This window comes from Streptomyces sp. NBC_00299 (genome assembly GCF_036173045.1).
Taxonomy (GTDB): Bacteria; Actinomycetota; Actinomycetes; order Streptomycetales; family Streptomycetaceae; genus Streptomyces; species Streptomyces machairae.
Window position 1 is genome coordinate 4,641,082 of sequence record NZ_CP108039.1, and the last position, 19,588, is coordinate 4,660,669.

Sequence of the window (19,588 nt, forward strand, 5' to 3'; positions counted from 1 at the left end):
GTTGTCCGCGAACTCCCCCGAGATTGTCCGTGATCGGTAACGGACGCATCCCATGACCGCCGTCCCTCGTCCTGCCATGTGGTCACAAGGTGACCGGGCATCGGCGAGGAACTGCGCGAAAGCGGGGCGGACATGGCACGGCACGGCGGCGGGCGGGGCTGGTACGGCAAGCTGGTCGGGGCGGCGCTCGGGGTGACCCTGCTCGCCACCGGTGCCTCACTGTGGACCGCGCAGGCCGATGCCGTGGGGGCCTCGTCGCCGAAGGCCACCGCGTCGGCCAAGCCGGGCAGTGACGTCAAGGCCGTCGCGGAGACCATCGTGCACGCCTCCGACAAGGGGGCGCGCGGCGTCAACATCACCATCGACGACGGCCCCGACCCCGTGTGGACCCCTCAAGTGCTCGACGTGCTGCGGGAGTACGGGGTGAAGGCCACGTTCTGCATGGTGGGGACGCAGGCGCAGGCCCACCCCGACCTCGTGAAGAAGGTGGTCGCGGCCGGGCACCTGCTGTGCAACCACTCGGTGTCGCACGACACCACCATGGACAAGCAGTCCGAGGCCTACCAGTCCCAGCAGATCCTCGACGCCGAACGCATGATCACCAAGGCGTCCGGGGGCGTACGGCCGCTGTACTACCGGGCGCCCGGCGGTGCCTTCACTCCCTACAGCCGCAAGCTCGCCGCCTCCCGGGGCATGCGCCCGCTGGGCTGGAACGTGGACAGCAAGGACTTCGAACGGCCGGGCACGGACGCCATGGTCGCCACCGTGGAGCAGGAGCTGCCCAACGGGCCGACGGTCCTCTTCCACGACGCGGGCGGCGACCGCTCCCAGACCGTCGAGGCCCTGCGCCGGATCCTCCCCTGGCTCAAGGAGCAGGGCTACTCCTGCGGGTTTCCGGTGCGTTGAGCGGCCCCGGTCGCGGTGCCCTTCACCATGATCTCGCCGGCGCGAACACGGGTTCGCTTCGCCCCTCGCGGAGGATGTGACTTTCATCGCGGCAGTGGAGTCCCGGCCCGTTCGCCGGTGTGCCGTCCGCCGGCGCCGGCAACAGGGACAAATCTCCCGTCGCCGGAGGTCACAGGGCTGCGGGCGGCAGTCCAGGGCCGGAAGGCGGCAGCCCGCGCGGAGCAATATCTGTCCCCGTGGAATGAGAAATAGGAGCGGGGCACGGCGAATATTCCCCGGCTGCCGACCGAACGAAATTATCGACCGTGCAGGGCCGATCGCACCGTGCTACTGTCGAGCGGAGTTGCAGGTGTGGTTGCCAGAAGGTTTATTTCCGACGGGGTAATCATCACGGCGACACGGAATTCGCACAGTGCAAATTCCTGACACCGCCTCGAAGGGAAATAAAATGGCTACTGGCACCGTGAAGTGGTTCAACGCGGAAAAGGGCTTCGGCTTCATCGAGCAGGACGGCGGCGGCCCCGACGTCTTCGCCCACTACTCGAACATTGCCGCCCAGGGCTTCCGCGAGCTGCAGGAAGGCCAGAAGGTGTCCTTCGACATCGCGCAGGGCCAGAAGGGCCCGACGGCCGAGAACATCGTCAACGCCTGACATCGGCACTGACGCATACTTCGCAGCTGGGGCCCGCACCTCTGGGGTGCGGGCCCCGGCTCGCTGCATTTCAGGGCGCACGACGGGAAGGTTCCACCACGTCACCGGACGGTGACGCATTCCCCGTCGGTTCAATTCAGCCCGCATCGACTTCGGCTCGTCTCGAGATTCTCTGCGCCGCTCAACTGCTGCGGGAATTCCTTGATACGCGCCTCATCAAGGAAGGTTTCGCATGAAGCGTGCCCGTACATCCGAGCGGACATCCCGCACATCCCGCACATCCGACCGCGCCGGAGGAGGCGCCGGCCGCTCCGGTGGTCCGCGCCGTTCCCGGGGCAATGGAACTCGGCAGGCCGGACGGCCCGTATCGGGCGAGTTCGCGCCGCCGAAGACGATCACGCCGGGACTGCCCGCCGTCGACTCGTTCGCCGATCTCGCCATGCCGGCGCAGCTGCTGGCCACGCTCGGCCGCGAAGGCGTGACCGTGCCGTTCCCGATCCAGGCGGCGACCCTGCCGAACTCCCTGGCCGGCCGGGACGTACTCGGCCGTGGCCGCACCGGCTCCGGCAAGACCCTCGCCTTCGGCCTCGCCGTACTGGCCCGTACCGCGGGTCAGCGCGCCGAGCCGCGGCAGCCGCTCGCCCTCGTCCTCGTCCCCACCCGCGAGCTCGCCCAGCAGGTCACCGACGCTCTCACCCCGTACGCCCGCTCCGTGAACCTGCGACTGGCCACGATCGTGGGCGGCATGTCCATCGGCAGGCAGGTGAGCGCGCTGCGCGCCGGGGCCGAGATGGTCGTCGCGACGCCGGGCCGGCTCAAGGACCTCATCGACCGGGGCGACTGCCGGCTGGACGCCGTCGACATCACGGTCCTCGACGAGGCCGACCAGATGGCCGACATGGGCTTCATGCCCCAGGTCACCGCCCTGCTCGACCAGGTGCGTCCCGGTGGGCAGCGGATGCTCTTCTCGGCCACCCTGGACCGCAACGTCGACCTGCTGGTCCGCCGCTACCTGTCGGACCCGGTCGTCCACTCCGTCGACCCGTCGGCGGGCGCGGTCACCACGATGGAGCACCACATCCTCCATGTGCACGACGCCGACAAGCACCGCACGACCACCGAGATCGCGGCGCGCGACGGCCGGGTGATCATGTTCCTCGACACCAAGCACGCGGTGGACCGGCTGACCAAGCACCTGCTGAGCAGCGGTGTCCGCGCCGCGGCCCTGCACGGTGGCAAGTCCCAGCCGCAGCGCACGCGGACCCTGGCCCAGTTCAAGACCGGGCATGTGACGGTGCTGGTGGCGACCAACGTCGCGGCGCGCGGAATCCACGTCGACAACCTCGACCTGGTCGTCAATGTGGATCCGCCCAGTGACCACAAGGACTACCTGCACCGCGGCGGTCGTACGGCACGCGCCGGCGAGTCCGGCAGCGTCGTCACCCTGGTGACACCCGACCAGCGTCGCGACATGAACCGGCTGATGGCTCTGGCGGGCATCACCCCCCGGGTGGCCCAGGTACGGTCCGGCGAGGCGGAGCTGAGCCGCATCACCGGTGCCCAGGCGCCCTCCGGCATCCCGGTCGTCGTCACCGCGCCGACCGTGGAACGTCCCCGTAACGCCTCGTCCCCGTCCAAGGGCCGACGGGGCCGCCGGGGCAACGGCGGCCAGGGCCGGCCCCTCGGCGAAGCCGCGCAGCGCAGGGCACAGCGGCGGACCGGCTTCGGCTCGGCTGCCTAGAGCCGCCGGAAAACCGCCACCCAAGACCCGGTGAGGGCCCTGCCGACGCGCTTCGGCAGGGCCCTCACCGTCGTACGCCGCGTCGCAGATGGTGTTGAATGCCCTCCGGCGCCGTGGTGCCGTACGGCATCAGGGCCCCTCGACGCGTTGCACAACGAGGTGACATGGCAGCAGATATTCCGCTCAGCGATCGTCTGGACGACGACGACTACCCGGCGTACACCATGGGCCGGGCCGCCGAAATGCTCGGCACCACCCCTGGCTTCCTCCGGGCCATCGGCGAGGCTCGCCTGATCACCCCCCTGCGCTCGGAGGGCGGACACCGCCGGTACTCCCGCTACCAACTGCGGATCGCCGCCCGCGCCCGCGAGCTCGTCGACAGGGGAACCCCGATCGAGGCTGCTTGCCGCATCGTCATCCTCGAGGACCAGCTCGAGGAAGCTCAGCGCATCAACGCCGCGTACCGCCGTGCCGCGAACGAAGCGTCCGACAGTTCCGGTCCCGGTTCGGGCTGACCACGTTCGAGCCGACCACGTGGACGCGGGCGCGCCTCAGGCCGCCTGTTCCCCGCCGTCCGCCGCGGTGATCCCCCTCGCGGCCTCGTCCATGAGCCGTCCGGCAGTCGCCTGCCCGGTGTCGGGTGACACCACCAGCAGATCCCACCGGCCGTGGCCCGGCGCGAGCAGGCAGACGGTGGGCGGGGCCTGCGGATGATTCGTCAGGTGCAGGCGTACGACCTGGTTGGCGACGAGCATCCGCCCCGGGAACGGCGACCAACCGACCCCGTTCACGGTGACGCTGCCGATCTGTCCCCAGGCAGGCGGCAGTCCGCCCAGCAGTCTGGGAAGTTCGGACATCAAATCGTAGGAGCGGGGCCACCAGGCTCCGTCGATGAGCCGGGGCATCCGGCCGTGCGCCGGCTGGGACGCGAGGCTCAGCCGGACGTCCGAGGAGGAAGAGGGCGGAGGCTGCGGGGCGAAGGGCATGCGAACTCCAGGGCGAGAACGAACGGTTCGGGCGGGCGGGGTGAGTCGGTCAGCACTCCGCTCCCGCCGAAGCGGGATACGAGGGGCGGGAGCCTCAGACGGTCTCGTCCGGGTGGGACTGGTCGGCCGGTGGTCTGCTGGTGTCGAGCCAGGAACGGAGCGGGCCCCCGGTGTGCGAGGTGTCGAGCGTGAGGTGCAGTCGCGTTCCCGTCCCGGAGGGGCCCTCGGGATAACTGCGCTGTTCGGCTCCGGCGAACAGCAGCCGAAGCGCGTCCGCGACCTGCCTGGCCGCTTCGGGGTCGCCGGCGACGATGCGGACCTCCACCCTGCTCCGCGCGCTCAGCCGACTCGGCTCGTCCACGGTCTCCGGGCGGTGGGGGCGGTGCGTGGCTTCGAGTGTCGTACGGGGTGCCATGGCGAAACCCTGCCCCGGGCCCGAGTGGCCCGTGTCGTACTGCGGGCCGGGGACGAGACCGGTCTGAGCACCGGCATGCGACAAACCCTCGGCTCCTCAACCGTACTCCTGACGACCGGCCTCCGGGGTCGAACGGCCTCGTAGGACGGTCAGGGGCCGTACGACGCCACGGCCGACATCAGGTACTCGGCGTCCGCCGCGGCCAGCTCCGGGGGCACGACCAGCAGGTCCCGGCGGCCCTGGTCCGGGGCGAGCAGGCACACGGTGTACCGGCGCCGCCAGACGGACTCCCTGCGCAGCCGTACGACGTGATGGCCGACGAGTATCCGTCCCGGCGCATCCGCCCACATCTGCGCGTTCACGGTGACGCCGACGATCTTCCCCCACTCCTCGGGCAAAGCGCCGATCAGCGGGGGGAGTTCTGCCAGCAGGCTGCGGGAGTGGGGCCACCACGCACCGTCGACCCGCAGCGCCACCGCACCGCGCGGCGCCAGCCGCAGACGGACCGAGGGCGGGGAGGGCGGGGAGGGCGGGGGCTGAGCGACGGCTGCCATCAAGGCACTCCTGTCTGGGACCCGCTCCAGTGGGCGTGCCCTCGGTTGACCCACGGTAACTCCCCCCGGCGGGAATGGAGCCGTCGCCGACGGGCCCCCGCGCGCACCTCCCCGAACCAGCGTGGTGTTGCTGTGTCACGGCCATGCCACGGGGGTGTCCTGAAAGGCAGACGGGCGTGACCTGCGGGCCGGGGCGCTCCTCCTAGTCCGTACAGAGCGGGAAACCGGCGGAGAACGCCGCCGGCTCCCCACTATCCCCGCCTCGGAAGGAACCTCCCGTGATGAACCGCCACCTGCGCAACGCCGTCGTCGCCGCCACCGCGATCACCGCCGGGCTGCTGATGACGGCGTGCCAGAACGGCTCCGACGCGGACTCGGCCGGCAAGAGCGGAACGGGCGCGACGGCGGTCGCGGACAAGGCGTCGGACTCCAAGGGGTCCAAGGGTTCCCATGGCTCCCAGGGCACCCAGGACTCCAGGAACTCCAGGAACTCCAAGGGCGTCAGCGGCTCGTTCACGGACGGCAAGGTCACCTATCTCGCCCCGGGCAAGTACATCGTGTCCGTACCGGGCAAGGGCGACCAGCAGTTCCTGGTCGCCGACGACACCGAGGTCTACGGTGCCGGAACGATCTGCGGCGAGGCAGCGGCCAAGGTGGACGCGCCGTGCACGCTGGACCAGTTGGAGGCGGCAGCCCAGAAGGACGCCGTGAACGCCGACGTGAAGATGAAGAACGGCATCGCGACCCTGGTGACCGAGCGGCACGGCAAGGGCGTCGACGGGACCTGGTTCGGCAACGTCTCCTACCTCGCGCCGGGCAAGTACACGGTCTCCGACATGAAGGGCGTGGAGCAGCAGTTCTTCATCGCCGAGGACACCGAGATCCGGGGCTACGACGACATCTGCGATGCCGTGAACACGGGTGCGGGCGGCGAGGGCGGCACCGAGTGCACCGAGGCCGAACTGGAGGCGGCCGCCAAGAAGGGCTTCAGCGCCGAGGTCGTGATCAGCAACGGCATCGCGACCAGCATCCGCGACGACCACTGAGTAAGTCGCGCCTCACAGTGAACGCACAGCGCATCGTTCCGCCTCTTGCACGACGACACCGCCTCAACTGCTCCCTCAACTGAGAGGAACGCGCCGTGCGTTCACGCTCACCTATCCGCATACGCCCGTACCCCGCCGGCTCTCTCGTCCTGGCGGTCGCCGCCGCGGGTTCCGTGCTGGCGGGGCCGGCCTACTCGGCCCCCGTCGCCGGACCGTCCGCAGGCGCCGATCTGCGCGCGGACGTGAACCGCGACGGGCGCGTCGATGTCACCGGCGGTACCGACACATACCGTGAGGACCGCTGGTCGGTCGAGCGCGGGGCCGTATACCTGCCCAACATCGACGACGACACCAAACGGTGCCCCGTCACCGGCCCGGGCGGCAGACCGCTGTCCGACGCCGAGCTGGCCGCGTGCAACGACGGAACGGACAAGAAGGTCAACGGCAGCGCGGACGCCGCCGACCTCGCCCGGGTCCGTTCCGTGCCCATGGCCGGCCTCCCGGCGGGCGCCAAGGGCAGCCTGAAGATCACCACGGGCGGCAAGCACACGCACCTCTTCCTCAAGCGGGCCGGCGCCTGGGTCCTGGTGACGTCCGAGACCCGGCTGACCGCCGCCGAACTGCGTTCCGGTGCGGAGTTCGGCGTCGAGGCCACCGACATCGTCCGGGACAGCGCCAAGTGGGACGGGCGGGCGGTGATCCGGCTGACGGTGACGTCCGGGCAGACGTCCACCACCGACGCGGTCACCCTGCGCGTGGCGCCGCTGCTGACCCAGCATCACCTGCAGAACACCCAGCAGGTGATGGTGTCCAAGGTGCAGGGCGACGGCCCGGACAGCCGCCTTCAGCGGGAGTTCGTCACCGCGCTCGAGAAGGAGGTCAAGAAGGCCGGCATCACCACGCCGCTGGTCACCTTCGAGAAGTACGCCGACCGCTGGGCCCAGGACTTCGTCGAACCGGCCTACGTCAGCATGACCGGGCCGAACGGCAAGCGGCAGGTGATGCGGGTGATGCTGCGCTCCGCCCAGCCGTACCGGGACGCCGGGCGGGAGCTGTTCGAGAAGGTGCGCGGCCGGGACATCGGCGTCGTGGAGGTGACCGACCCGGTGGAACCCGAAGACTGGTCGCTCGACTCCATGGGCAACCTGGAGACCATCCCGCCCTACAGCCACGGCGGGCGCTCCTTCCCGGCCGGCCGCATCATCATGGGCGAGCGCAAGGACAGCGGGGCGCGCCCGTCGAAGGTGATGCGCACCATGCTCAAGTCGCAGGGGATGCAGGACCCGTTGCTGCTGGACACCTCCTGGCTGGGCGTCGGGCATGTCGACGAGTTCGTGCAGTTCCTGCCCGCCGACACCCCGCGCGGCTGGCGTATCGGCGTCGCCGACCCGCAGGCGGGGCTGCGGCTGCTGCGCGACGCCAAGCGCGACGGCCACGGCACGACGAAGATGTTCTCCGTCCCGGGCCGCGCCGACACCCCGGCGCCGAAGGAGACCATCGACCAGGCGCTCGCCTCCCCGCACCTGGTGGCCGACAACGAGATGGCGGCCCGGCGCATCGCGGCCAACCTGGAGATCCTCAAGCGCGAGACGGGCGTCACCGACGCCGAGATCGTGCGCGTACCGGCCCTGTACACCCGTGATTCGGAGGCCTTGACCGCCGAGGGCGAGGAGGTTCCCGTGCCGCGTCTGACGCGCATGGGCGCCGGCTCCGACCTCGTGAACGGCCTCAAGGACAACGGCCAGCAGAAGTGGCTCGCCGAGAACCCGGCCGCCCCGCGTGCGGCGGCTCCGGCGACGGTGACGACCAGCGCGTACGTTCCCGGAGCGGTCAACGGCGTGCTCCTGGGCCGCGACCGCTACCTCGCCCCGCGCCAGTGGGGACCCGTCGTCAACGGCAAGGACCTCTTCACGGAAGCGGTGACCGCCGTGTACCGGAAGGCCGGCCTGCAGGTGTCGTACATCGACGACTGGTACACCTACCACCTCGGCATGGGCGAGGTGCACTGCGGCACCAACACCCTGCGCGACGCGTCGGCCTCGTGGTGGCGGCTCCCGACGCGGTGACGGTCAGCGGATAGCCGACATCCGACCGCACCCGAGAACCGGCCCGGCCGTCACGTACGGCTGGGCCGGTTCGGGCGCGCCTGGTGCTCCTCCCCCGGCACCGACACAGCAGCCGAGGGATCGGCCGTCGGGGTCGAGGTCGGGGTCGCCCCCGTGCTCACCGAGATGCGTTCGCCCAGGCCGACCCGGGCGTAGAACGACTTGGCGTCCTCGGGGCCGAGGGCGATCAGGCCGCCGCCGACGCGGAAGCCGGTCAGGGCCTTGAGCTGTGAGGTGAAGGCGCCGACGTAGAGCGGCTGGTCCTTGTCGTCGCGCAGCTCGACCACGTACGGGACGTCCACGACGGCACGGTCCTTGGAAGGGATGTCGACAGGCAGGTCTCGCTGCTCCTGCTTCGTGACCACCGTCATCGATGTCGTCGGGAGCACCGGGGCGTCGTGTGCCGACTCCCACAGGACCGACATCAGCCGGCCGCCGAACGTGAGTGTGCGCCCGGGCAGGTCGAGGGTGCCGGAGACGGGCTCCGGGCTGGTCGGGGTCGGTGCGGAGGGCAAGGAGGGATCGGCCGGGGTCGCGGCCGGGGTGCGGAGCCGGTCCGGGTCGTGCGGGGTTCCGCCGAGGTGAAGCGTGAGAGCGACGGCCAGTGCGGTGAGGCCCGCCGTTCCCGCACCCAGAGTCGCCGCGACACGGCGGCGGCGTCTGCGGCGCAGCGCCCGGCCGCGGATCTCGGCGCCGGCCGCGACCGGCTGGGTGGCCTCGGCGGCAGCCAACTCGCGCAGTGCGGCAGAGAGTTCATCGGACACGTCCGCTCTCCTTCCGGACCGGCTCGTCGGCCCCGTCCTCCGCAAGGCGCTCCGCCAGCGCGGCCCGCCCCCGCGCCAGCCTCGCCTTGACCGTCCCCACGGGCGCGCCGGTCTCGGAGGCTACCTGCTGCACGGTCAGATCACACAAATGGTGCAGGACGATCGCCATCCGCTGCGCCTCGGGCAGTTCGCGCAGGGCGGCGACGAGCGCGGTGTGCTCGGGCCCGGGCCCGGGCGTGGAGTCGGGCGGCGGAGTGCGCCGCACCAGTTCCAGCCAGCGCTTCGCCCGCCGCCAGCGGCTCACCGCCAGCCGCATGGCCACGGTGCGGATCCACGCCTCGGGCGCACTGTCCGCCAGGAACTGCCTGCGCCTGTCCCAGGCCCGTACGAACGCTTCCTGTACGACGTCCTGGGCCTCGCCGTGGTCCCCGGTGAAGGCGTAGAGCTGTCCGGTCAGCCGAGGGAACGCGGCCGCGTAGAAGGCGTCGAACTCGTCCTCGGTCATGCCCGCCACCCCCCACTCCCCACTTCCCACTCCCCACCGGGATCCGTGCTCTTTTCCGTTTCCTTGCAACCCGGTCGCCTCGCCCGTGCGTACAGGTCCCGTAGGTCCCGCTGGATCGCGTAGGCCGCACCCAGTGAAGCGCAACCCATCAGGAAGACGGTGCACGGGGGTTTCAGGCTCCCCTTTTCCTGAACGGTGTTGGGCACCTGCGCATCCGGCCACGAGCCACGACCCAGTCCCCGAGCCGAAGGACCTCCCACGTGCCACCCACCCACGCCGTACTCCCCGCCGGCCCCGACTTCGCCGCCTACGCCCGGACGCACTGGTCCCGGCTGGTCGCGACCGCGCGGCTGCTCACCGACGACGCCGGTGCGGCCGAGGAGTTGGCGCGGAGAACGCTGGTGCGGATGTGCGCGCGGTGGCGCGGAGTCCCGCGTGACGACGTGGACTTCCATGTGCGGCGCTGTCTGGTGCGGAGCCATCTGCGCCCGCTGCGCGGGAGGCGGGCCGCGCGCCGGCGGACGGTTCTGGTGCTGCGGATGTGGGAGGGGCTGGCGGACGCGGAGATCGCCCAGGTGCTGGGCTGCTCCGTGAGTGCGGTCCGTGCGCATGCCCGGCACGGGTTGAAGGAGGCCGGCGACGAACCCGTGCGGCTGCGCGAGAGGTACGCCCGTGCCGTCGAGGACCTCGTCCCGTCCGAGGTGCCGCTGGCCGGCCTCCAGACACAGGGCCGTCTCCGGCGGCGGCGCCGGCTCGCCGTGACCTCGACCGCCTGCGTGGCGCTGCTCACGCCGGTGACGGTCGCCCTCCTCAGCGTCGACCGAATCGGGGGCGGTGCGCAGGACGGAGCGTCCGGGGCCCGGGGCGAGCGTTCGGCGACGAGCCCGGTCCGGGTCGTGGCGCCGGGCGAGCGGGTGACCGTGGGGCCGGGGGTGCGGGTGTGGCTCACGGCCGACGGTGGGCACTGGTCGGTGCCCGATGCCCTCCCGCAGGACGACAACCACCTCCCCGTCGACGGACCGGGCGGCGCGGCGGCCGTGTCCGCGCGGGCGGACACCGTGCAGGGCGGCTTCTTCCTCTCGGGCCTCTTCCGCGGCCTGCGCGGAGAGCCGGGCCGCGTCGAGGTGAGAACCGGCGACGGCACGACCACCGCGAAGGTCCTCGTCCTGGCGGGCAGTCCGGGCTGGGGCGTCTGGTACGCGCCCGCGCCGCTGCCCGGTGAGGACATGAAGACGCTTCTCTCCCTGGGCGGGGACGAGCGGATCGTCACCGTGTACGACGCCTCGGGCAAGGTCGCCGCACGGTCCGACCGCGAATGGTGGCGGATATGAACACGGCACGGTGGCTGGAGATGAGCAGGAAGAAGGTCGGGAAGCCGGGCGGGCCCTCGACGCCCCGGCACCGTGAACGCGTGCCCCTGCGCGTCCGGTTCCGCCGCACCCGGGGCCGGCGGCTTCGCCGGCTGCTCTACGCCTTCCTCGCACTGGTCGCGACGCTGTGCGCGACGGCCGTCGTGGCGTACCACTTGACGGCCATTCCCAAGCCGCACCCGGAGACCGTCACCCAGAGCACCGTGTTCCTCGACGCGGACGGGGCGTATCTGGGCCGGCGTGGACCGGTCGACCGGCAGGACGTCCCGTTGTCGGCGGTGCCCCGGCATGTGCAGGACGCGGTGATCGCGGCGGAGAACCGCTCCTTCCGTACGGACAAAGGCATTTCGCCGCGGGCCATCGCACGGGCCGCGCTGGCCACGGTGACGGGCGGCGAGCCGCAGGGCGGCTCCACCATCACCCAGCAGTACGTGAAGAACGCGCTGCTGAGCCCGGAGCGTTCGCTGACCCGCAAGGCGCGCGAGGCGCTCATCGCGATCAAGCTGGACCGCACCCGCGGCAAGGACGAGATCCTCGAGGGCTATCTCAACACCGTGTACTTCGGCCGGGGCGCCGCCGGGATCCAGTCCGCGTCACGCAACTACTTCGGCGTGGACGCGAAGAACCTGACGGTCGCGCAGGGAGCCGCGCTCGCGTCCATCGTCAACATCCCCTCGTACTACGAGAAGGCGGGCTCCGACCCGAAGGTGACCGCGAAGCTCCGCAACCGCTGGGAGTGGGTGCTCGACGCGATGGCGGCGAGCGGGAGCATCACGGCGGAGCAGCGGGCGGCGGCCCGTTTCCCGGCGTTCCGGTTCTATCCGCCGGGCGAGACCGAGGGGCAGCGGCAGTATCTGATCGACGTCGCCGCCAAGGAGGCCGCCGCCCGCCTCGGCATCACCGAGGACCAGCTCGCGAGCGGCGGCTACAACGTGACGACCACCTTCGACCTGGCCCTCCAGGACACCGCCACGCAGCGGGTCGCGGAGCATCCCGGCGGCAAGGACGGGGTGCGGGTGCACACCGCGGTCGTCGGGATGGTGCCGGGCGACGGAGCGGTACGGCTGCTCTACGGGGGTTCGGACTACGCCCGCCAGCCCTTCAACGACGCCGTGAGCGGGGCGGTGGAGGCGGGAACCGCCCTGGACCCGTTCACCAAGCCGGCCCGGGCGGACGAGCCACTGCGCGCCCTGCTCAGGACCCCGGCGCCGACCCCGCTGAACCTGGCGTCGGCCTATGCGACGGTCGCGGCGGGCGGTGAGTACGCCGCCCCGTACACCGTCGCGCGCATCACCCGGGCGGGCCGTACGGTCTACAAGGCGCGGCCTGATGTGCGGCAGGTGCTGGGCGAGAAGGAAGCGCTGGTGGCGGGCGCGATGACCGGGGGCGGGCCGGTCCCCGTGGGCGTCCGCCCGGCGGAGCCGAAGGGGTTCACCACCGAGGGGGCGGGCGGCGGAACCGCCCGCCGGACCGTGTGGACCACCGGCTACGACAGCCGCCTCACCCTGACAGTCGCCCTGTTCGCCGACCGGGCCGGCACCAAGAAGGGCACGACGACCCCCGCCCGGCTGCCGAACAAACCGCCCCCGACCGACTTCGCGGAGAGCGTGGCGACGGCGATCTGGAGTGCCGCCACGAAGGGGGACCCGTCGGGCGCCGATGACGAGCAAGCGGCCCGGCGGCCCTCATCGGTACCTTCACCGGTACCTACATCGCCACCTGCATCGGGGTGAGCGGCCGACGGCACCCGGGTGCTGCGATGTCCGGACGGAGGGTGGTGCGCGGTCGGCGCCGCATCACCAGTTGATGGCGTCGTCCATCTCCTGCTGCCAGTACGTGACCTTGAGCGAGTCGTCGACGTAAACACCCTTCGCGGGCAGCGACGGGTGGGCGCCCTTGCCGACGCTCTCGCTGCCGGAGCGGCCCTGGAAGTAGACGGACAGGGTCTTCACGGTGTGGCCGTTGGTGCCGCTGCCGTCGGCTGCCGAGAGGTTCACGGAGGCGTAGCCGGACTCACCCGGCTGGAGCGTGACGACTGCCTGGGGCTGCGAGTCCTCGATGACCGGGGGCACGGACTGGGCCTCGCCGAAGCGGACGGCCGGGTAGCCGTAGAGGTAGCAGCTCTTGCTGCCGGTGTTGGTCACCGTGAGCAGCATGTGGTTCAGGGGGCGGTTCAGCGGGGCGGCGACCGTCTTGGTGTTGGAGCCCTCACAGGTGACCGGCTTGGCGGAGGAGGCCGCGGGCGTCTTCGACGTGGGGGTGTGCGCCGCGGTGCCCGAACCGTTGGTGGAGGTCTTGGCGCCCGAGGAGCCCGCGGAGTTCGAGGACTTCGAGGAGGAGCCGGAGCCGGCGTTCGAGGAACCGGTGCCGGAGTCCGGGTTCGTGTTCTCGGAGGGCTGCACCGTCGTCGAGGCACCCTCCTCCTTGACGCCCGTCCGGTCGCTGCAGGCGCCCAGGGAGAGCGTGGCGAGGACTGCGGTCGCGGCGGCCCCGGCGAGGCGGATGCGGGAGGTGCGGAGGTTCGACATGTGGCTGTGCCCTTCGTGTTCCGGTGGGTGGTGACTGGATGACCGAAGCTTGTGCGGTGATCCGTCCCAGCGGCCACGGATGCCGGGCAGTTGGGGACGCCGGAACGCTGGAACGCCCCCTGAGCAGGGAGAACGCGGTCGCCCTGGAACGCTTTTCCGGGACACGAAGGCTCTCGCAACGACCCTGTTTGCGAGGTTCGTTGCGAGAGTTCGGGGTCGTGGGGCGGGTCAGCCGGCCTGTGACGGGGTCTGCTTCATCCCGTCGACGACGGCACGGTTGATGATCGCGCTCGTGTACATCACCGTGCCGGGCTCGATCAGAGCGCTCTCGCCGGTGCCCTTCCTTACCTGGACGCTGCGGTCGCCGAGGAAGACATGGGTCTTCTTGTCGAAGATCCACTCCTCGCGCTGGCCGCTGGTCTCGTCGAGCCGGGCCACCGCCACGCCGTGCCGGCCCACCGCGTCCACGGCGTCGTTCACGACGACGACGCCCGGGATCTTCTCGGCGGCCTTGAAGAGCGCCGAGTAGAGCTCCGCGGGCGGGTAGCTCTCCCCGAGCAGGTCCCCGATCGTGGTGAACGCCTGCTGGTCGGGCGAGTTGCCCATCCCCTCCGTCTCCTTGTAGATCTTGGCCAGCAGTGCGTCGGGTTCGGTGGTGAGCTCGGCGAGGTAGTCGTACGACGGAGCGTTGAGGTACGCCTCGCGCTCGTTGCCCTGTTCGTCGGGGAGGCTGAGGGTCTCGCCCTCGGGGCTGTCGTTGACCGCGGGGTCGATCAGCCAGCCCTTGGTGCCGTCGGCGGACATCCACACCTGCCGGCGGTGCAGCTGGTGGCTGGCCAGGCTGGTCTTGTCGCCGACGGTCCTGACGAAGGTGTCGGCCGCCTTGGACTCGACGTAGACGTACTGGCCGGGCTTGACGGTCGGGTGGGTCACGTCGGCCGCCGCCAGCGAGATCTGGTCGAGCAGTTGCGGGACACCTTCGGTGGTCGCGGCGCCGAGCTGCGTGGTCAGGGCCGGTCCCGTCGCGAGGGCGCCGTCCTGGGCTCCGTCACGGCCGCCCGCGGCTCCGCCACCGCCGGACACCGCGAACCCCGCGACGACGATGCCGGCCATGGCGGCCGCCATGGCGGGCAGCGCGATCGCGGGACGCGGCAGCCGGAACCGCCTTACCTTCGCAGGGCCTTCGGGGCCCCCCGGGGTTGCCGTCGCCTTGCGCTCTTCCTGCTGCATGTCGTGGATCTGGGCCATCAGGCGCTCCCTGTGGAACTCGTGACGGCCCACCGGCAGGTCACGCGCCGTCCGGGACAGCAGCTCTGCGCTCTCGTCCCGCTCTGCCGGGTTCTGCCGGGGCGTGTTCGCGTTCATCGGTTTCCTTCCTGTGCGGGCCGTATCGCGTTTGTGTGATCGCCTCTTATCTGTCGGCCGAGCCGGCCGCCTTCCCGATTCCCGCGAACTTTCCCGCCCTGGCCTTCGGTTGCCGACGGGACGGCTGCGGCGCGCAGCTTCCTGCGGGCGCGGGAGAGCCGGGAGGCCACGGTTCCGACCGGGATCCCGAGCGCCTCGGCCGCGGCCTCGTAGTCCAGGCCCTCCCCCAGGCAGAGCGTGATGACCTCGCGCTCCGGTCTGCGCAGCGCGGCGAGCGCGGTGAGGGCCGTCGCGAGGCGCCGTCGGTCGTCGACCCGGTCGGCCACCTCGTCGGCGTGGTCGGCCACCGACAGCTCGGCCGCCGCGGCCGCGGTGGCCGCCGCCCGGTAGCGCCGGTTGCTCCGGTACTGGTTGCGCGCGGTGTTGGTGGCGATGCCCAGCAGCCAGGGCCGCAGGGAGCCGCCCTCCGGCTCGACCCTGTCGCGCAGCCGCCATGCCTCCAAGAAGGTCGCGGCCATCACGTCCTCGGCCACCGACCAGTCGGCCGTCAGCCGGAAGGCATGGTTGTAGACCGCGCGGGAGTAGCTGTCGAAGAGCTCAGCGAACGCGCTCGACTCCCCGGCCCGTACCCGGGTACGCATATGAATGCTCACCTCAATGAGCTGTCCGGCACCCCGCACCGACTTCCCGTGACCTGCATCACACTCGCCCTGCATACGCCGGCGAACGAAGACGCCGCATGGTCTCACCCCGGCCGATGGGACCGGGAGGCCCGGCCGGTCGGACCGTAGACCTGGCCGGTCGGCCGCCGCGGGCACGCAGGGCCGCGGCGAGGTCGGCCAGGCTGTCGGCGAGGAACGCCGCGCGGTTGGGCACGACGAAGCCGGTGCGGCGGATGCCGGAGTCGTCGACGAAGAGCGGGACGACGCGTTCCGCGTCCTTCAGCGCGGCCACCAGGACCGGGTTGTCGTGAACCCGCAGGTCCGCGGTGAACAGGGCGACCGAGACGCGCGCACGGTTCCTTGGGCTCCCTCAGCGTGTACGGGCCGGCTCTTCGGCGGCCGACTCGGCCGCGGCGGCGATGTTGCGGATCATGCCGCCGAAGACCGCGGCGTGGAAGGGTGCAACGCCCCACCAGTACGCATGCCCGGCGAGTCCGTGCGGATGGAACAGTGCCCGCTGCCGGTACACCGTGCGCCCCTGCGGGTCCCGGTCGACGGCCATCTCCAGCCAGGCCAGGCCCGGCAGCCGCATCTCCGCCCGCAGCCTCAGCAGCCGGCCCGGCTGGATCTCCTCCACCCGCCAGAAGTCCAGGCTGTCGCCGACCCGCAGCCGGTTCGCGTCCCGGCGGCCCCTGCGCAGGCCCACTCCGCCGGCCAGCGTGTCCAGCCACCCGCGCAGGGACCAGGCCACCGGCGAGGAGTACCAGCCGTTCTCGCCTCCGATCGCCTCGACCACCCGCCACAGCGCCTGCGGCGACGCCGCGACGGTGCGTTCACGGTCGTCGGCGTAGAGGCTGCCGCCCGCCCAGTCGGGGTCGGTCGGCAGCGGATCGCTGGGGGCGCGGGGCGTCGCGGCCGAGGACCACCGGGTGGCGACGTCCGCGTCCTGCACGCGGCGCAGCGCCAACCGGATCGCGCGGTCGAGGCCGACGGGCCCGTCCGGGGGGTCCGGCACGTAACCGACGATGTCCCGTTCGGCGCACACCACCTCGTGCTTCAGCGACTCGACCAGCGGGCGGGCGAGTCCGCCCGGCACCGGGGTGATCAGACCGACCCAGAGGCTGGACAGCCGGGGGGTGAGCAGCGGCACGGGGACGATGACACGCCTGCGCAGTCCGGCGACGGCGGCGTAGCGCCGCATCATCTCCTCGTAGGTGAGGATGTCCGGTCCGCCGATGTCGAAGGTGCGGTTCACGTCGTACGGCAACTGCGCGCATCCCACGAGCAGGCGGAGCACGTCGCGCACGGCGATCGGCTGGATGCGGGTGCGCACCCAGCTCGGGGTCACCATCGCGGGCAGCCGCTCGGTCAGATACCGCAGCATCTCGAACGACGCCGACCCGGACCCGATGATCACGGCCGCCCGCAGCACGGCGGTCGGCACGCCCGAGGCCAGGAGGATGCGGCCCACTTCGGCGCGGGAGCGCAGATGGGGCGAGAGCGCGTGCTCGGGTACGCCGGCCGGGGTCAGCCCGCCGAGGTAGACGATCCGCCGGACCCCGGCGGCATGCGCCTGCTCGCCGAAGACCCGCGCCGCCCGCCGGTCGGTCTCCTCGAAGCCCCGCCCGGTGCCCAGCGCGTGCACCAGGTAGTAGGCGACGTCGATCCCCTCCATCGCCGCCCGCACGGACTCCTCATCCGTCACGTCCCCCCGCACGGCCTCCACCTGCCCCGCCCACGGATGATCCCGCAGCTTGCCGGGCGTACGGGCCAGACACCGCACGGCATGCCCGGCGGCCAGCAGTTCGGGCACCAGCCGGCCGCCCAGATAGCCGGTGGCACCGGTGACCAGACAGCGCAGGGGCCGGTCCGCGGGAACCGTCATGGGTCTCATCTCTCCCGGAACAGTTTCCTCACCTCAGCCCATGCTTGGATCCGGCGACGGGCCCCGCAACCTCGGCGGGCACTTTGAGGAGCTCGATCAGACTGGTCACGCTGTCGTCGGCACGACCGGCTGCCGTGCCTCGCCGGAAGACGTCCAGGACCGCCTTCGGCAGTGAGGTGTCGACCCCGGCGTCCCTGGCGGTCCGCAGGACGTGGTCGACGCTCGCGGCACCCATGGCGAGTCTGTCGATGTCGGACGGATGCTCGCCCGCGTCGATGCGCGGTGTGTAGAAGGCCAGGAAGTCCGGCATGCCGGCCAGCACGGACGATGCCGACGGGAGGAGTTCCGCGGCCGAGACACCGTGGGCGTCGGCCAGGGCGAGGGCGTGCAGCCAGCCGAGCACCGTCGTCCAGAACAGGTCCATCGCGGCCTGGTAGTACAGCGCCGCCAGCCCGGGGTCCGCACCGCGGTAGTCGGTGGCGGTGAGCACCTCCAGGGCCTCCCGGTGGGTGGCGAACGCTTCCTTTGGCCCGCTGTAGAAGGCGGCGGCCCCGGGCTTGCCGATGCCCGGGGGCGAGGCCAGCACGCCGCCGGTGAGGTACGCGGCACCGTGGGACGACGCCCAGCGGGAGGCGTCGCGGGCGCTCTGCGGCGTGTGCGAGCCGAGGTTGACGAGGACCCGCCCGGACAGCGCCTCGGTCGCCTGCTCCAGGACGGCGTACATCGCGTGATCGTCCGTCAGGCTGAGCACGACCAGTTCGCTCGCGGCCAGTGCGTCGTGGACCGTGGCGGCCCGTTCGGCTCCCTCCGCCGCCGGCTCGTCCGCCTTGCCGGCGGTCCGGTTCCAGACAGTGACCCGGTAGCCCTTGCCGAGGAACGTGCTCGCCATCGCGCGTCCCATCGGGCCGAGGCCGATGACCGTGACCGCCCGCACCGCTGCTTCCTGCGCTGCCTGTGCTTTCTGCGCTTCCTGCCTGCCCATGACGCTCTACGCCTCCCGCTCCGGCTTGCGCAGCACCTCGGTCAGGGCGGAGATGCTGTGGTCGCCGTGACCCGCCTCGACCGCGCGCCGCAGCAGGTCGTGCAGGGGAGCGAGCCAGGCGGTGTCGACGTTCGTCTCGCTGGTCAGGTCGGCATCGTGGGCCGTCCCCGCGAGGAAGAGATTCACCGACGACGCCGCGTCGGTGTAGTCGCCGCTGTCGATCTCCCTGGCGTAGACCGGCAGCAGGGACTTGATCATGTCCAGCCAGCTGCCGGCGAACCCCACCATGCTGCTCACCTCCAGTCCCCGCGCCTGGAGGGCGGCAGCCCCCTGGAAGAACCCGACGAGCGCGGGCAGCAGCGTGGCTCCCACGGCCATCTCGTACAGGGCGGCCAGGTCGGCCTCGTCCCCGAGGTGGACGGTGTCGCCGCCCAGCGCCTTCAGCGTCTCCTCGTACGCGTCGAAGACCGCCTTGTCGCCGCCGTAGTACAGCAGCGTGTCCGGTGCGCCGACCGCCGCCGGTACGTTCTTGACCGCCCCGCCCAGAAACCGGGCACCGCGGCCGGTCGCCCAGGCGGCCATGGTGCGGGCACCGGCGGGCGAGCCGCTGTTCAAGGTGACCAGGGCACGCCCGGACAAGGCCGCCCCGGCCGGCTCCAGGACGGAGCGCGTGTCCTCGAAGGTGGTCAGGCACGTGACGACCAGCGGGCTCGCCGCGACCGCGGCCTCGACCGTCCCGGCGTGGACGGCTCCCTCGGCCACCAGCGGCGCGGCCCTGCCCGGCGTGCGGTTCCACACGGTTGTCGGGTGCCCGGCGTCGATGAATGCCCCGGCCAGCGCCCGGCCCATCGACCCCAGTCCGATGACGGTCACGGGTGTGCGTTCGTCCCCAGCCATGCTGCTTCCAGCCCCCAGTCAGTGGTCGAGCATCCACGGGAATCCCGGTCGGACGCTGAACGCGCTCACGCGGATCCTGCGGTCCCGGCGCGGCGCCCGCTCCATGCTGGGCCGGAACTGACACCCCCTCAAGTACCTACAATTTTGTAAGTACCTGGTCGCCGGAGGGCGTCGGCGACGCACGCGGCCGGGCAGAGGTCCCGCCGAGACCCCTGGGACATACCG

19 protein-coding genes and 1 pseudogene are annotated in these 19,588 nt (G+C 71.6%); 8 read left to right on the forward strand and 12 right to left on the reverse strand.

All coding sequences use genetic code 11. From position 1 onward, the window contains the following. The first annotated feature begins 132 nt into the window (after positions 1-132). The 4 genes from OHT51_RS20415 (at position 133) to OHT51_RS20430 (ending at position 3,814) form a co-directional block, all read left to right on the forward strand. The gene (locus OHT51_RS20415) at positions 133-906 is read left to right on the forward strand and encodes a polysaccharide deacetylase family protein (protein ID WP_328880363.1); all 774 of its coding nucleotides are present in this window, start codon (positions 133-135) and stop codon (positions 904-906) included. Between the two features lie 448 nt (positions 907-1,354). After that, positions 1,355-1,558 carry a cold-shock protein gene (locus tag OHT51_RS20420; protein WP_079661011.1) on the forward strand — a complete coding sequence of 68 codons (204 nt, stop codon included), beginning with the start codon at positions 1,355-1,357 and terminating at the stop codon, positions 1,556-1,558. A gap of 232 nt (positions 1,559-1,790) precedes the next feature. Beyond that, positions 1,791-3,299, forward strand: coding sequence for a DEAD/DEAH box helicase (locus OHT51_RS20425; RefSeq protein WP_328880364.1), 1,509 nt, complete (start codon positions 1,791-1,793; stop codon positions 3,297-3,299). A gap of 164 nt (positions 3,300-3,463) precedes the next feature. Beyond that, positions 3,464-3,814, forward strand: a complete 351-nt coding sequence (locus tag OHT51_RS20430) for a helix-turn-helix domain-containing protein (protein ID WP_328880365.1) — start codon at positions 3,464-3,466, stop codon at positions 3,812-3,814. Between the two features lie 36 nt (positions 3,815-3,850). Here the strand turns inward: OHT51_RS20430 and OHT51_RS20435 are convergent, their stop codons facing one another. The 3 genes from OHT51_RS20435 to OHT51_RS20445 all read right to left on the reverse strand — a co-directional run bounded on the left by OHT51_RS20435 (position 3,851) and on the right by OHT51_RS20445 (position 5,254). Next, positions 3,851-4,285 carry a DUF5994 family protein gene (locus tag OHT51_RS20435; RefSeq protein ID WP_328880366.1) on the reverse strand — a complete coding sequence of 145 codons (435 nt, stop codon included), beginning with the start codon at positions 4,283-4,285 and terminating at the stop codon, positions 3,851-3,853. 94 nt (positions 4,286-4,379) lie between these two features. Further along, complete coding sequence (locus OHT51_RS20440; protein ID WP_328880367.1) at positions 4,380-4,700, reverse strand: hypothetical protein; 321 nt, start codon at positions 4,698-4,700, stop codon at positions 4,380-4,382. 149 nt (positions 4,701-4,849) lie between these two features. Further along, positions 4,850-5,254, reverse strand: a complete 405-nt coding sequence (locus OHT51_RS20445; protein ID WP_328880368.1) for a DUF5994 family protein — start codon at positions 5,252-5,254, stop codon at positions 4,850-4,852. 281 nt (positions 5,255-5,535) lie between these two features. Here OHT51_RS20445 and OHT51_RS20450 point away from each other — a divergent pair, with 281 nt between their 5' ends. Continuing rightward, positions 5,536-6,300: a hypothetical protein gene (locus OHT51_RS20450; protein WP_328884384.1), complete on the forward strand. Its 765-nt coding sequence runs from the start codon at positions 5,536-5,538 to the stop codon at positions 6,298-6,300. 95 nt (positions 6,301-6,395) lie between these two features. After that, complete coding sequence (locus OHT51_RS20455) at positions 6,396-8,366, forward strand: protein-arginine deiminase domain-containing protein (RefSeq protein WP_328880369.1); 1,971 nt, start codon at positions 6,396-6,398, stop codon at positions 8,364-8,366. 50 nt (positions 8,367-8,416) lie between these two features. Here the strand turns inward: OHT51_RS20455 and OHT51_RS20460 are convergent, their stop codons facing one another. Both OHT51_RS20460 and OHT51_RS20465 read right to left on the reverse strand, forming a co-directional pair. After that, positions 8,417-9,169: a hypothetical protein gene (locus OHT51_RS20460; RefSeq protein ID WP_328880370.1), complete on the reverse strand. Its 753-nt coding sequence runs from the start codon at positions 9,167-9,169 to the stop codon at positions 8,417-8,419. Continuing rightward, positions 9,159-9,674: a SigE family RNA polymerase sigma factor gene (locus OHT51_RS20465; RefSeq protein WP_328880371.1), complete on the reverse strand. Its 516-nt coding sequence runs from the start codon at positions 9,672-9,674 to the stop codon at positions 9,159-9,161. Before OHT51_RS20465 ends, OHT51_RS20460 begins: the two co-directional genes overlap by 11 nt. A gap of 260 nt (positions 9,675-9,934) precedes the next feature. Here OHT51_RS20465 and OHT51_RS20470 point away from each other — a divergent pair, with 260 nt between their 5' ends. Both OHT51_RS20470 and OHT51_RS20475 read left to right on the forward strand, forming a co-directional pair. Next, positions 9,935-11,005, forward strand: a complete 1,071-nt coding sequence (locus tag OHT51_RS20470; protein ID WP_328880372.1) for a sigma factor-like helix-turn-helix DNA-binding protein — start codon at positions 9,935-9,937, stop codon at positions 11,003-11,005. A gap of 20 nt (positions 11,006-11,025) precedes the next feature. Next, positions 11,026-12,777 (forward strand): transglycosylase domain-containing protein, encoded by a 1,752-nt coding sequence (locus tag OHT51_RS20475; RefSeq protein WP_443052719.1) that lies wholly within the window; start codon positions 11,026-11,028, stop codon positions 12,775-12,777. A 63-nt stretch (positions 12,778-12,840) separates the two neighbouring features. Here OHT51_RS20475 and OHT51_RS20480 read toward each other — a convergent pair whose 3' ends face one another. From OHT51_RS20480 to OHT51_RS20510, 7 genes and pseudogenes are all read right to left on the reverse strand, one after another. Next, positions 12,841-13,572: a DUF4232 domain-containing protein gene (locus OHT51_RS20480; protein WP_328880374.1), complete on the reverse strand. Its 732-nt coding sequence runs from the start codon at positions 13,570-13,572 to the stop codon at positions 12,841-12,843. 228 nt (positions 13,573-13,800) lie between these two features. Further along, positions 13,801-14,937, reverse strand: coding sequence for a CU044_5270 family protein (locus OHT51_RS20485; RefSeq protein WP_328880375.1), 1,137 nt, complete (start codon positions 14,935-14,937; stop codon positions 13,801-13,803). Then, the gene (locus OHT51_RS20490) at positions 14,934-15,578 is read right to left on the reverse strand and encodes an RNA polymerase sigma factor (RefSeq protein WP_328880376.1); all 645 of its coding nucleotides are present in this window, start codon (positions 15,576-15,578) and stop codon (positions 14,934-14,936) included. The genes OHT51_RS20485 and OHT51_RS20490 overlap by 4 nt, the downstream gene beginning before the upstream one ends. 160 nt (positions 15,579-15,738) lie before the next feature. Continuing rightward, positions 15,739-15,933 (reverse strand): annotated as a pseudogene (locus OHT51_RS20495) (deoxyribodipyrimidine photo-lyase); the annotation flags it as partial. Between the two features lie 36 nt (positions 15,934-15,969). Next, complete coding sequence (locus OHT51_RS20500) at positions 15,970-17,484, reverse strand: SDR family oxidoreductase (protein ID WP_328880377.1); 1,515 nt, start codon at positions 17,482-17,484, stop codon at positions 15,970-15,972. 28 nt (positions 17,485-17,512) lie between these two features. Beyond that, complete coding sequence (locus OHT51_RS20505; RefSeq protein WP_328880378.1) at positions 17,513-18,466, reverse strand: NAD(P)-dependent oxidoreductase; 954 nt, start codon at positions 18,464-18,466, stop codon at positions 17,513-17,515. 6 nt (positions 18,467-18,472) lie between these two features. Further along, entirely contained in the window at positions 18,473-19,363 is an 891-nt protein-coding gene (locus OHT51_RS20510) for an NAD(P)-dependent oxidoreductase (protein ID WP_328880379.1), read from the reverse strand. Positions 19,364-19,588 lie beyond the last annotated feature (225 nt).

Excerpts from the sequence above, each read along its gene's own strand:
- OHT51_RS20435 (WP_328880366.1), bottom strand. The coding sequence starts at position 4,285 with ATGCCCTTCGCCCCGCAGCCTCCGCCCTCTTCCTCCTCGGACGTCCGG.
- OHT51_RS20440 (WP_328880367.1), bottom strand. The coding sequence starts at position 4,700 with ATGGCACCCCGTACGACACTCGAAGCCACGCACCGCCCCCACCGCCCG.
- OHT51_RS20480 (WP_328880374.1), bottom strand. The coding sequence starts at position 13,572 with ATGTCGAACCTCCGCACCTCCCGCATCCGCCTCGCCGGGGCCGCCGCG.
- OHT51_RS20485 (WP_328880375.1), bottom strand. The coding sequence starts at position 14,937 with ATGAACGCGAACACGCCCCGGCAGAACCCGGCAGAGCGGGACGAGAGC.
- OHT51_RS20505 (WP_328880378.1), bottom strand. The coding sequence starts at position 18,466 with ATGGGCAGGCAGGAAGCGCAGAAAGCACAGGCAGCGCAGGAAGCAGCG.
- OHT51_RS20500 (WP_328880377.1), bottom strand. The coding sequence starts at position 17,484 with ATGACGGTTCCCGCGGACCGGCCCCTGCGCTGTCTGGTCACCGGTGCC.
- OHT51_RS20510 (WP_328880379.1), bottom strand. The coding sequence starts at position 19,363 with ATGGCTGGGGACGAACGCACACCCGTGACCGTCATCGGACTGGGGTCG.
- OHT51_RS20475 (WP_443052719.1), top strand. The coding sequence starts at position 11,026 with ATGAGCAGGAAGAAGGTCGGGAAGCCGGGCGGGCCCTCGACGCCCCGG.
- OHT51_RS20465 (WP_328880371.1), bottom strand. The coding sequence starts at position 9,674 with ATGACCGAGGACGAGTTCGACGCCTTCTACGCGGCCGCGTTCCCTCGG.
- OHT51_RS20420 (WP_079661011.1), top strand. The coding sequence starts at position 1,355 with ATGGCTACTGGCACCGTGAAGTGGTTCAACGCGGAAAAGGGCTTCGGC.
- OHT51_RS20445 (WP_328880368.1), bottom strand. The coding sequence starts at position 5,254 with ATGGCAGCCGTCGCTCAGCCCCCGCCCTCCCCGCCCTCCCCGCCCTCG.
- OHT51_RS20430 (WP_328880365.1), top strand. The coding sequence starts at position 3,464 with ATGGCAGCAGATATTCCGCTCAGCGATCGTCTGGACGACGACGACTAC.
- OHT51_RS20450 (WP_328884384.1), top strand. The coding sequence starts at position 5,536 with ATGAACCGCCACCTGCGCAACGCCGTCGTCGCCGCCACCGCGATCACC.
- OHT51_RS20490 (WP_328880376.1), bottom strand. The coding sequence starts at position 15,578 with ATGCGTACCCGGGTACGGGCCGGGGAGTCGAGCGCGTTCGCTGAGCTC.
- OHT51_RS20415 (WP_328880363.1), top strand. The coding sequence starts at position 133 with ATGGCACGGCACGGCGGCGGGCGGGGCTGGTACGGCAAGCTGGTCGGG.
- OHT51_RS20425 (WP_328880364.1), top strand. The coding sequence starts at position 1,791 with ATGAAGCGTGCCCGTACATCCGAGCGGACATCCCGCACATCCCGCACA.